This is a genomic window from uncultured Microbacterium sp. (genome assembly GCF_937927635.1).
GTDB lineage: Bacteria > Actinomycetota > Actinomycetes > Actinomycetales > Microbacteriaceae > Microbacterium.
Genome location: NZ_CALBRW010000009.1, coordinates 1 through 11876, shown reverse-complemented (window position 1 = coordinate 11876; position 11876 = coordinate 1). Strand labels below are relative to the sequence as shown.

Genomic DNA, 11876 nt, shown 5'->3' with positions numbered 1-11876 from the left:
GCCGCCCGCGCATGGTGTCGGGAACGGCCGCCTGCATCATCGTGTTGCGGTAGATGGAGCTGATGTTGTCGGCGGCACCGGAGAGCGCCAGCGCGATGCACGCCGCGACGATGAGCGCGACGTGCGGCACCTGCTCGGACGCCGCGGGCAGGAACATGCCGATCAGCAGGATCCCGCCGAACACCGCGATGGCGGCGCCATAGGCCTGCACGGCATGCGCGATGCCGCGGCCGTGCCACCGGTAGTGCACCAGTCGTCCTGAGAACAGGCTGCAGACGAAGGTGCCCACGGCGACCGCGGCGGTGAGGATGCCGGTGGTGAACGCTCCGCCGCCCAGCAGCACCGTGCCGAGGGCGGGGAACAGCGCCAGCGGCTGGCCGAAGGTCATCGCCGTGATGTCCAGCAGGTACTGCATCCGGATGTTGCCCGCACGGCGCAGGAACTGCCAGCCGTCCACGAGCGATGCCAGGCCCGGCCGCACGATCGTGCCCTCCGGCAGCAGCGCGGGCAGAGTCCACAGCCCCAGGAACATCGACAGCATGAGGATGATGTCGATGGTGTACGTCCAGCCGAAGCCCGTCAGTGCCACCAGCATTCCCGCGACGGCAGGGCCCACCATCACGGTGATGCCGAATGCCACGCCGTTCAGAGCGGATGCCGCAGCCAGCCTGTCCAGGGGGATCAGCCGCGGCACGATGGCGGTGCGTGTGGCCATGCCGACCGAGTTCGCGGCGGCGATCACCATGCTCAGCCCGTACAGCCACCAGATCGACTCCAGGTGCGTCCAGGTCAGCGCTGCAAGCAGAGCGGTCGCCGCGAATGCGACGGTGGCGGAGATCAGCGCCACGCGGCGCCGGTCGAACGCATCGGCCAGCATCCCGCCGTACAGCCCCGCCAGGATCATCGGCACGAGACCCGCCACGGCGATCATCGATACGGCGAACGTGCTGCCGGTGAGGGCGAACACGTGCAGCATCACCGTCACCACGGTGAGCTGTCCTCCGATGCCGGCCAGCGCCGAGCCGATCCACATGCGCGCGAACGGCGGACTGATCTTCAGAGGGGAGAGGTCGATGAGGAGACCGCGGGGGAACTGCACATCTCGAGGCTATCGGCCCGTGCCCGGGGTGGACGTGGATGCTGGTAGGCTGTTGTGGTTGCCGTTCGATCGGCCGCGGATAAAGAGAGCCCGCACACTCAGTGCCGGGCGCCGCGCAACAAGCAGAGAGGGGATCGAATCTATGGCACTGGAAGCAGACGTCAAGAAGGCGATCATCGAAGAGTACGCGACGCACCCCGGTGACACCGGATCCCCCGAGGTGCAGGTCGCGATGCTGACGCAGCGCATCAAGGACCTCACCGAGCACCTGAAGGAGCACAAGCACGACCACCACTCGCGTCGTGGCCTCTTCCTGCTCGTCGGTCAGCGCCGTCGCCTGCTGGGTTACCTTCAGGACATCGACATCAACCGGTACCGCTCGCTCATCGAGCGCCTGGGTCTTCGTCGATAAGCATCGCGCCCAGCGCACAATCGCGCGAAACATTCTTGGAGAGCCGCCCTACGGTGTAGGGCGGCTCTCGCCGTACCCGGGGTCAGTGCGACGTGCCGACCAGATCCGGGTGGTGGATGGCTGCGACGTCCGGGTGCGCGCGCAGGCGCGACTTCAGCGCGTTCTCGCCGTAGAGGCTGTGGATCGGGTTCGACGGATCCTGCGTCACGCCGCGCGCCTGCGCGGCGAGCTCCGGCGGCAGATCGATCAGCGGCAGCCTCGCGTCCAGCGCGGGGTTGAAGAAGAACGGGATGGACAGCCGGTCATCGGGGGCCGTGGGGGAGATCACCCGATGGTTGGTGGCCTTCAGGTAGCCGCCCGTGGCGTACTCCAGCAGCTCGCCGATGTTCACCACGAACGCGCCGTCGACGGGAGGGGCGTCCACCCACTCGCCGTCGCGCTCCACCTGCAGCCCGCCGCGCCCCGGCTCCACCCACAGCAGGGTCAGCACGCCGCTGTCGCGATGCGCACCCACGCCCTGCTGGGGGAGCGGCTCGCGCGTTCCCGGATAGCGCACGATCTTGATCAGCGTGGACGGCTCCCCGAAGTGGTCGTCGAAGTACGACTCCTCGGCCCCGAGCGCCAGCGCCCAAGCGCGCAGCAGCCTGCGCGAGATCGCGGAGAGCGCGGCATGCCATTCGCTCACGACCTCGCGCAGCTCCGGCTGCGCCTCCGGCCACAGGTTCGGGCCGATCAGCCGGGTGAACGCGGGGCCGCCGGTCACGGCATCCCGCTCCGGGCCGATGTCGATCTGCTCGCGCCAGTCCACCTCGCCCTGCGTCCGCTCGCCGCCGACGCGCGTGTATCCGCGGAAGTGCGGGCTGTTGATGTTCTCGATGGCCAGCTTGTCGGCCTCGGGCAGCGCGAAGAAGTCCCGGGCCGCGCGGTGCAGCCGCCGCTCGAGCTCGGCGGGGATCCCGGTCCCGGTCAGGTAGAAGAAGCCCACGTCGTGCGTGGCGGCGCGCAGGTCGGCGCGGAAGGCGGCGGCCTCCGCCTCGCCGGCATCGAGTCGGGACAGGTCCAGGATCGGCAGGTTCAGGTCTGGCATGCGTCGACGGTAATGCGGATGCCGACGGAGCCGGCGGAATGTTGCGTTCTTTTACCCGGCCGCAGGACGAGACGACGGAGGGCGTCCTGCTAGGGTTGGTTAGGTAAGGCACCCCTTACCGCTCATCGACACACGGAGAACTCCCGCTCGTGCTCGCAGCAATGCTCCCCGCCCTCCTCATCGGCCTGCGCGAAGGACTGGAGGCGGCACTCGTCGTCGGCATCCTGGTCGCCTACATCCGTCGCCTCGGTCGCGGGGACGTGCTCGGCCGCATGTGGATCGGCATCGCGCTCGCGATCGCCCTCGCTCTGGGCATCGGCGCCGTGCTCACCTTCGGCACCTACGCACTCGCGCCGGGGGCGCAGGAGGTCATCGGCGGCTCGCTGTCGCTGGTGGCCGTCGTGATGGTGACCTGGATGATCTTCTGGATGCAGAAGGCCGGCCGCACCATGAAATCGAGCCTTCAGGGCGGGATCGACCGCGCCCTGGCCGACGGCGGCCTGTGGGCCCTGGTCGCGGTGGGCTTCGTCTCGGTCGCGCGTGAGGGCATCGAGACCACGCTGCTGCTGTGGTCGATGGTGCAGTCCTCCGGCAAGGCGCCGCTGGCGCTGCCCGGCGCGCTCATCGGACTGGCCATCGCCGTCGTGATCGGATGGCTGCTGGCACGCGGCGCCGTGCGCCTGGATCTGCGGCGATTCTTCTCCTGGACCGGCGGCTTCCTGGTGATCGTCGCCGCCGGCGTGCTGGCCTACGCCGTGATGGACCTGCAGGAGGCGGGCGTCCTGCCCGGGCCGTTCTCCGCGCTGGCGCCGACCGATCCTGCCACCGGGGCCGTGCTGTCGGGGGCAGCCGGGTTCCCGTTCGGGTGGGCGTTCGACGCATCCTCCGCGGTCGCGCCCGGCGGCGCTCTCGCCTCGATCCTGCAGGCGACGGTGGGCTTCATGCCGCACATGACCTGGCTGCAGGTCATCGCCTGGGCGGCATACATCGTCGTCGTCGGATTCTTCTTCGTCCGCGGCGTCCGCCCCGGCGGCGCTGGCACGCGCGCAGCCGCTCAGGCCGCACCGCGCACCGCCCCGTTCACCTCGACGTCCTCTGGAGCAGCATGATCATCACCGCACGCACTGTCGGCGCCCTCGCCGCGCTCACGGCATCCGCCATCGCCCTCACCGGCTGTGTCGCGAAGACCGCCGCCGACCCGGCGGCCTCCTTCACCGTGGACTCCACCGCGGATGCGTGCACGGTGTCGGCCTCGACGGCCGAGAGCGGCCCGCTCACGTTCGACATCACCAACAGCGGCGACCAGGTCACCGAGTTCTACCTGCTGGCGTCCGACGGCCTGCGCATCGTCGGCGAGGTCGAGAACATCGCGCCCGCGGCGTCCCGGACCATGACGGTCGTCGCCCAGCCCGGCGACTACTTCACGGTCTGCAAGCCCGGCATGGTCGGCGACGGGGTCGGGAGAGCCGCGTTCAACGTGAGCGGCGCCAAGGTCGCCATCGACGGACCGGATGCCGAGCAGAAGCAGAAGGCGGTCGACCTGTACGCCGCGTTCGTGAAGGACCAGGTCGGGCAGCTGGTGCCCGCCGTCGACGAGCTCGTCACGGCGTACCAGGCCGGCGACGACGCGAAGGCCCGCGAGCTGTTCCCGCAGGCGCGCGCGTACTACGAGCGCATCGAGCCGGTGGCCGAGTCCCTCGGCGATCTCGACCCGCGCATCGACTTCCGCGAGGTGGACGCCGTCGCCGACGGGCTGGACTGGACCGGCTTCCACCGCCTGGAGAAGGACCTGTGGGTGCCCGCGAAGGATGCGCTGAACTCCGACGGCGAAACCCCTGCCTGGCAGGACTGGGCGCCGTCGACTGCGGAGCAGCGCGGCGAGTTCGGTGACCTGCTGATCGCGGACGTGCAGGAGCTGTACGACTACGTGCACTCCGAGAAGTTCACCACCGCGCTGACCGATCAGGGCATCGCCGGCATCTCCAACGGCGCCGTCGCGCTGCTGGACGAGGTCGCCACCGGCAAGATCACCGGCGAGGAGGACTGGTGGTCGCACACCGACCTGTACGACTTCGCCGCCAACGTCGAGGGCTCGAAGATGGCCTTCTCACTGGTGAAGGACTACGTCGCCGGCAAGAACGTCGACGGGAAGAAGCTCGCCGCGTCGATCTCCACCGGTTACGCCGACCTCGAGGCGGCTCTCGCCGGGCACGGTTCGCTGGATGCCGGATTCGCGTCGTTCACGGACCTCGGCGACGGGGACCGCCGCGACCTCATCGATCTCATCAACGCCCTGGCCGAGCCGCTCTCGCAGCTCACCTCGACCGCTCTGGCCTGAGTGAGGACGCGGATGACCGGAGAAGAGGGAGCCGCTCCACGTCGCGGGCTGAGCCGGCGCGGCCTGCTGGGGCTCGCCGCGGGCGGGGGCGCGGCTGCCGTCGTCCTGGCCGGCGGGGGCTTCGCCCTCGGCGCCGGCCAGCGGCAGGGAGCAGTCGCCGACGTCGTGCATCCGTTCTTCGGCGTGCACCAGTCCGGCATCACCACCCCGGTGCAGGAGCACCTGCATTTCGCGGCCTTCGACATGATGCCGCGCAGCGACCGGGACGATCTCATCGAGCTGCTGAAGGACTGGTCGTACGCGGCCTCGCGCATGACGGCGGGGCTCGAGGTCAGCGCGACGGGTGCCGTCGGCGGCCCCGCAGAGGCGCCGCCGGATGACACCGGAGAGGCGCTCGGGCTGCCGGCCAGCGCGCTGAGCATCACCTTCGGGTTCGGGCCCACGCTGTTCGAGGACGAGGGCGGTGACCGCTACGGCATCCGGGATCGGCGCCCGCCGAAGCTGGAGCGCCTGCCGGCGTTCCTCGGCGACGACCTGGACCCCGCGCAGTCCGGCGGCGACCTGTGCATCCAGGTGTGCGCGGACGACCAGCAGGTGGCGGTGCACGCCATCCGCAACCTCAGTCGCATCGCCTTCGGTCGGGCGAAGCTGCGCTGGTCGCAGCTGGGCTTCGGGAAGACCTCCCGCACCACCGCCGACCAGCAGACCCCGCGCAACCTGTTCGGCTTCAAGGACGGCACGGCCAACATCCTCGCCGACGACGCCGCAGCCCTCGACGAGCACGTGTGGGTGGCGGAGGAGGACGGTCCGACATGGCTGGCCGGCGGCTCGTACCTCGTCGCACGCAGGATCGCCATGCTCATCGAGACGTGGGACCGCGTGCAGCTCGGCGAGCAGGAGCGCATCTTCGGCCGTGACAAGCGCGAGGGGGCGCCACTCAGCGGCGGAACCGAGCAGACCGCGCCGAAGCTGGCCGGACTCGACGCGCACAGCCATGTGCGGCTGGCGAACCCGGGCTCCAACGGCGGCACCCGCATCCTGCGCCGCGGCTTCAACTACGTCGGCGGCAACAACAGTCTCGGCAGGCTCGACGCGGGGCTGTTCTTCCTCGCATACCAGCGCGACCCCGCGCAGTTCATCGACCTGCAGCGTCGGCTGTCGACGGACCTGCTGAACGAGTACATCAGGCACACCGGCTCGGGAATCTGGGCGATCCCCGCGGGCGCCGCCGAGGGCGGGTACGTCGGGCAGGCGCTGTTCGCCTGAGCGCTCAGCGGCTGCGGCGCGACCCGGTCGGGTCGCTGCGGTGGTCGGAGCCGGACGCCAGCGCCGAGTCCGTGAACATCCAGCGCGGACGCGGCTCGATCAGCGGCCGGAACAGCCGCCGCACGGGCCTGGAGGCTGTGGCGAACGCGATGGCGACGGCCAGCACGGTGATCAGCGGCAACCAGATCCAGGTGGGGTCCAGTCCGCGCAGCACCCCCGACTCGCGGAACGGGTACAGCACGAAGGAGTGCAGCAGGTAGACGTACATCGTGTACTGCCCCAGCGTCGTCCACCACAGCCCGCCGCGGGGGACGAGGATGAAGAACGACGCGCACAGGATCAGCGACAGGCCCATCAGGCCCAGGCGGATGCCGCCCGCCCACCACTGGTCGGCCGTCAGATCGGCGTAGGAGTCGTCGTAGAAGAACCAGAACCGCAGATCGATGTCGTCCCAGAACGGCAGCCAGCGCCAGCACGTGAACCCCCACACCGCGAACGCGGCCACCGCGCAGGCTCGCAGCCACCACGGCCGGAAGTCGATCAGCCGGAACCTGCGCACGATGTCGTGCTCGCGCAGCCACCACCCCAGCGTGAAGTAGAACATCAGCCCCAGCGTGCGCGACAGCGAGAACGTGCTGTCGACGTTGCCCAGGTAGCCGACGCCGATCGAGATGCCCAGTGCCCACAGCAGGGGCCAGCGCAGCAGCGACAGGTACGGCAGCACCAGCCGGAAGATGCCGAGGGCCAGCAGGAACCACAGCGTCCACGACGGCTCGGTGAGATTGGGGTTCGCGTGGCCCTCCACGAGCCACTTCGTCAGCGTCCACAGACCCTCGAAGATCACATAGGGCACCAGGATGTCGGTGATCACCCGCGCCATCTGACGGCGGGTGGGGCTGGCGGACTTGGAGAAGTACCCGGAGATGATCGCGAACGCCGGCATGTGGAACGCGTAGATCAGCAGGTAGAAGGCGTAGGAGGTGTCGGAGTCGTAGATCAGCCGCTGTGTGCCGTGCCCGACGACCACCAGGGCGACGCAGATGAAGCGGGCGTTGTCCCAGAACGGAACGCGCCGGCGCGGCCGGGGGATCGCTCCGGTCGACGCGGTCTCGGGCGGATGCTGATCGGCACTGCTCATCGTTCGAGGCTACCCTCGGAGAACTCTCGAACCCGGGAGGGAATAACCTTGCGGCGTCTGCGTTTCACCAAGTACATTCAGTTGAATAGATACGGATGCCACCGCATCCCGAGTGGAGATGAACATGGACGCGCAGAACAGCGACGAGTCCGGTATGCAGTTCGGCATCATGTCGGTCAGCGACATCACGCAGGACCCGACCACGGGCATCACGCCCAGTGAGGGCGAGCGGATCCAGGCTGCCGTCACCATCGCCAAGCACGCCGAGGAGGCGGGGCTCGACGTCTTCGCCATCGGCGAGCACCACAACCCGCCGTTCTTCTCCTCGAGTCCCACCACGCTGCTGGCGTACATCGCCGCGCAGACGGAGCGCCTGATCGTCTCGACCGGCACCACGCTGATCACCACGAACGACCCGGTGCGCATCGCCGAGGAGTACGCGATGCTGCAGCACCTGTCCGGTGGCCGCATGGACCTCATGATGGGCCGCGGCAACACCGGCCCGGTCTACCCGTGGTTCGGCAAGGACATCCGCCAGGGCCTGCCGCTGGCCATCGAGAACTACGCGCTGCTGAACGAGCTATGGACCAAGGATGTCGTGGACTGGGAGGGGAAGTTCCGCACCTCGCTGCAGGGCTTCACCGCCACGCCCCGCCCGCTGGACGGCGTCAAGCCCTTCGTCTGGCACGGCTCCATCCGCACGCCGGAGATCGCCGAGCAGGCCGCCTACTACGGCGACGGATTCTTCGCGAACAACATCTTCTGGCCCAAGGAGCACTACCAGCGCCTGATCGAGCTGTACCGCCAGCGCTGGAGCCACTACGGCCACGGCGCGCCGGAGACCGCCATCGTCGGACTCGGCGGTCAGGTGTTCATGGCGAAGAGCTCGCAGGATGCCGTGAACGCCTTCCGGCCGTACTTCGACAACGCACCGGTGTACGGCCACGGCCCCTCGATGGAGGACTTCACCGAGATGACGCCGCTGACCGTCGGCTCGCCGCAGCAGGTCATCGACCGCTACGCCGCCATGCGCGACCACTTCGGCGACTACCAGCGCCAGCTGTTCCTCGTGGATCACGCCGGCCTGCCGCTGAAGGCCGTGCTCGAGCAGATCGATCTGCTCGGCAGCGAGGTCGTGCCCGTGCTGCGCCGCGAGCTCGCGCAGAACCGTCCGGCGAACGTTCCGGATGCTCCCACTCACGCCGCGCGCGTGAAGGCGGCCTACGGCGACGGGCCCGCGCGCCAGGCGCGCCCGGGTGCCAATCGCGGCGACAACCTCACCGCCGGATCCCCGTACCAGGACGGCGGGGCCACGCCTGCGTCGGCGGGCGCGGCGTTCGGCCTGGCTCGGAAGGGGGCCTGACCATGGCCGAGCGCCGGATCGCCGTGATCTCCTCCGGCCTGTCCAACCCGTCCTCCACCCGGATGCTCGCCGATCGCATGGTCGCCGAGACCGTGAAGGTGCTGGCCGAGCACGATGTGCAGGTGAAGGTCGACGTGATCGAGCTGCGCGACCTCGCGCACGACATCACCAACAACCTGCTCACCGGTTTCGCGCCCGCCCCGCTGGAGGAGGCCATCAACCGGGTGGTCTCCGCGGATGCGCTCATCGCCGTCACGCCGATCTTCTCCACCAGCTACGCGGGGCTGTTCAAATCGTTCATCGACGTGCTCGATCCGGATGCTCTGAGCGGCAAGCCGGTGCTGATCGGTGCGAACGCGGGGACGGCGCGCCACTCGCTGGCCATCGACTACGCCATCCGCCCGCTGTTCACCTACCTGCACGCCGACCCGGTGTCCACCGGCGTGTTCGCGGCCTTCAGCGACTGGGGTGACACGGCCGACGATGTGGCTCCGCTGAGCTCGCGCGTCGAGCGTGGCGCGAAGGAGCTGGCGGAGGCCATCCTGCACCGCGAGCCGGTGACCGACGACGATCCGTTCAACCCCGACAACTACCTGGGCAAGGGCAAGTCCTTCGGCCACCTGCTGGGCGGCCTGGCAGGCGAGTAGGACAGGACCTTCACGACGAACGCGGGCCCGTCATGCGCATGCATGACGGGCCCGCGTTCTCGTGGATCGTGGTCTCAGCCGCTCTTGCGGCGGAACTCCCGCTTCATCTGCGGGGCGTGAGTCGCGTGCACGGCCGAATCGCCGTCGAGGTGCGACTGCCCGCTCCGGTTCTGCGAGTTCTTCCGCTCGAGCGCCTCTTTGAACTTGCGCTTCATCTCCTCGGGGGAGACTGCCTTGTCATCGCTCATGCTCGTCAGCCTAGCCGCATCGCCGCGCGCAGCCGAGAGCGGATCCGGCGGCCGGGATCCGCGCTGATAAGCTGGAAGAGGATGCCTGTGGCATCTGCACGAACTCGCCCACCACACGGGTGCGCGAGCCTAAACAAAGAAGGAGAGACCTCTTGGAAGGTCCTGAAATCACCGCAACCGAGGCCGTTCTCGACAACGGCCGGTTCGGCACCCGCACCGTCCGGTTCGAGACCGGACGCCTCGCCCAGCAGGCACAGGGCTCTGTCGCCGCCTACCTGGACGATGAGACCATGCTCCTGTCGGCCACCAGCGCGGGCAAGCACCCGCGCGAAGGGTTCGACTTCTTCCCGCTGACCGTCGACGTCGAGGAGCGCTCGTACGCCGCCGGCAAGATCCCCGGTTCGTTCTTCCGCCGCGAGGGCCGCCCCTCCACGGACGCGATCCTGGTCTGCCGTCTGATCGACCGTCCGCTGCGCCCGTCGTTCGTGACGGGTCTGCGCAACGAGGTCCAGATCGTCATCACCGTGCTGTCGATCGCGCCGGGCGAGTACTACGACGCCCTCGCGATCAACGCGGCATCCGCCTCGACGCAGATCTCCGGCCTGCCGTTCTCCGGCCCCATCGCCGGCGTGCGCCTGGCGTTCATCCCCGGTCACGGCGAGCACGCCGACCAGTGGGTCGTGTTCCCGAACGCGGAGCAGGTCGAGCAGGCCGTCTTCGACCTCGTCGTCGCCGGTCGGATCGTCACCAAGAAGGACGGCTCCGAGGACGTCGCGATCATGATGGTCGAGGCCGAGGCGACCGAGAACAGCTGGAACCTGATCAAGGCCGGCGCCACCAAGCCCAGCGAGGACATCGTCGCGCAGGGCCTCGAGGCCGCCAAGCCCTTCATCGCCCAGCTCGTCAAGGCGCAGGCCGAGCTCGCCTCGCACGCGTCGAAGGAGCCGGGTGTCTACCCGGTGTTCCTGCCCTACGCCGACGAGACGTTCGCGTTCGTCAACGAGCGCGCCTACTCCGAGCTGGCCTCGGTGTACCAGATCGCCGACAAGATCGAGCGTCAGGACGCCGACGACGCTCTCAAGGAGCGCGTCAAGGGCGAGCTGGCCGCCGCCGTCGAGGCGGGCACGCTGCCCGAGTCCGCGCTGGCCGAGTTCTCGGCGGCGTACAAGGGCGTCACGAAGAAGATCGTGCGCGGCCGCATCCTCACCGATGGCGTCCGCATCGACGGACGCGGCCTGGCCGACATCCGTCCGCTGGACGCGGAGGTGCAGGTCATCCCGCGCGTGCACGGCTCGGCGATCTTCCAGCGCGGCGAGACCCAGATCCTGGGCGTCACCACGCTGAACATGCTCAAGATGGAGCAGCAGATCGACTCGCTGTCGCCCACCACGAGCAAGCGCTACATGCACCACTACAACTTCCCGCCCTACTCCACCGGTGAGACCGGTCGCGTCGGGTCGCCGAAGCGTCGCGAGATCGGGCACGGCTTCCTGGCCGAGCGCGCGCTCGTGCCGGTGCTGCCCAGCCGCGAGGAGTTCCCCTACGCGATCCGTCAGGTCTCCGAGGCGCTGGGCTCCAACGGCTCCACCTCGATGGGCTCGGTCTGCGCGTCGACCCTGTCGCTGCTGAACGCCGGTGTGCCGCTGCGCGCGCCCGTCGCGGGCATCGCCATGGGCCTGGTCTCGGACGAGGTCGACGGTGAGACCCGCTACGCGGCGCTCACCGACATCCTCGGCGCCGAGGACGCCCTGGGCGACATGGACTTCAAGGTCGCCGGCACCAGCGAGTTCGTCACGGCCATCCAGCTGGACACCAAGCTCGACGGCATCCCGTCGTCCGTGCTGGCCGGCGCCCTGACGCAGGCGCGCGATGCCCGACTGACGATCCTCGGTGTGCTGAACGCCGCGATCGACACGCCCGACGAGATGGCGCCCACCGCGCCGCGCGTCATCAGCGTGCAGATCCCGGTCGACAAGATCGGCGAGCTGATCGGCCCGAAGGGCAAGACGATCAACGCGATCCAGGACGAGACCGGCGCGCAGATCTCCATCGAGGAGGACGGCACCGTCTACATCGGCGCCGTCGACGGCCCGTCGGCCGAGGCCGCCCGTGCCCAGGTCAACGCGATCGCCAACCCCACCAACCCGGAGGTCGGCGAGCAGTTCCTCGGCACCGTCGTGAAGATCGCCAGCTTCGGCGCCTTCATCTCGCTGCTGCCCGGCAAGGACGGCCTGCTGCATGTCACCGAGGTGCGCAAGCTCGCCGGTGGCAAGCGCGT

The 11876-nt window shown here is 69.2% G+C and carries 11 protein-coding genes; 7 read left to right on the top strand and 4 right to left on the bottom strand.

Going from position 1 to position 11876, the window contains the following annotated elements:
• Positions 1 to 1099, bottom strand: a 1099-nt coding sequence (locus Q0568_RS02505) for an MFS transporter (protein ID WP_298861710.1), incomplete at its 3' end; no start/stop codon positions are given.
• 142 nt (positions 1100 to 1241) lie between these two features.
• Between Q0568_RS02505 and rpsO the strand changes: the two genes are divergently transcribed.
• Positions 1242 to 1511, top strand: coding sequence for a 30S ribosomal protein S15 (rpsO, locus tag Q0568_RS02500; RefSeq protein ID WP_005048780.1), 270 nt, complete (start codon positions 1242 to 1244; stop codon positions 1509 to 1511).
• Between the two features lie 82 nt (positions 1512 to 1593).
• On the opposite strand, the gene Q0568_RS02495 is transcribed toward rpsO, so the two are convergent.
• Positions 1594 to 2598, bottom strand: a complete 1005-nt coding sequence (locus Q0568_RS02495; RefSeq protein ID WP_298861704.1) for a 2-oxoglutarate and iron-dependent oxygenase domain-containing protein — start codon at positions 2596 to 2598, stop codon at positions 1594 to 1596.
• A 161-nt stretch (positions 2599 to 2759) separates the two neighbouring features.
• Between Q0568_RS02495 and efeU the strand changes: the two genes are divergently transcribed.
• The 3 genes from efeU to efeB are packed head-to-tail and all read left to right on the top strand — an operon-like array spanning position 2760 to position 6202.
• Positions 2760 to 3707: an iron uptake transporter permease EfeU gene (efeU, locus tag Q0568_RS02490; protein WP_298861716.1), complete on the top strand. Its 948-nt coding sequence runs from the start codon at positions 2760 to 2762 to the stop codon at positions 3705 to 3707.
• Positions 3704 to 4936 (top strand): iron uptake system protein EfeO, encoded by a 1233-nt coding sequence (efeO, locus tag Q0568_RS02485; protein WP_298861701.1) that lies wholly within the window; start codon positions 3704 to 3706, stop codon positions 4934 to 4936. The genes efeU and efeO overlap by 4 nt, the downstream gene beginning before the upstream one ends.
• Positions 4937 to 4948: 12 nt before the next feature.
• Complete coding sequence (gene efeB / locus Q0568_RS02480; RefSeq protein WP_298861698.1) at positions 4949 to 6202, top strand: iron uptake transporter deferrochelatase/peroxidase subunit; 1254 nt, start codon at positions 4949 to 4951, stop codon at positions 6200 to 6202.
• 4 nt (positions 6203 to 6206) lie between these two features.
• On the opposite strand, the gene Q0568_RS02475 is transcribed toward efeB, so the two are convergent.
• Positions 6207 to 7340, bottom strand: a complete 1134-nt coding sequence (locus Q0568_RS02475; RefSeq protein ID WP_298861695.1) for an acyltransferase family protein — start codon at positions 7338 to 7340, stop codon at positions 6207 to 6209.
• A gap of 154 nt (positions 7341 to 7494) precedes the next feature.
• Between Q0568_RS02475 and Q0568_RS02470 the strand changes: the two genes are divergently transcribed.
• Together Q0568_RS02470 and Q0568_RS02465 are read left to right on the top strand one after the other, a co-directional pair.
• The gene (locus tag Q0568_RS02470; protein ID WP_298861713.1) at positions 7495 to 8703 is read left to right on the top strand and encodes an LLM class flavin-dependent oxidoreductase; all 1209 of its coding nucleotides are present in this window, start codon (positions 7495 to 7497) and stop codon (positions 8701 to 8703) included.
• Positions 8704 to 8705: 2 nt separating this feature from the next.
• Positions 8706 to 9350, top strand: a complete 645-nt coding sequence (locus tag Q0568_RS02465) for an FMN reductase (RefSeq protein WP_298861692.1) — start codon at positions 8706 to 8708, stop codon at positions 9348 to 9350.
• Positions 9351 to 9424: 74 nt separating this feature from the next.
• On the opposite strand, the gene Q0568_RS02460 is transcribed toward Q0568_RS02465, so the two are convergent.
• On the bottom strand, positions 9425 to 9598 hold the full coding sequence (locus tag Q0568_RS02460) for a DUF5302 domain-containing protein (RefSeq protein WP_298861689.1): 174 nt from the start codon (positions 9596 to 9598) through the stop codon (positions 9425 to 9427).
• 152 nt (positions 9599 to 9750) lie between these two features.
• On the opposite strand from Q0568_RS02460, the gene Q0568_RS02455 reads away from it, so the two are divergent.
• On the top strand, positions 9751 to 11876 hold a 2126-nt coding region (locus Q0568_RS02455), incomplete at its 3' end, for a polyribonucleotide nucleotidyltransferase (protein WP_298861686.1).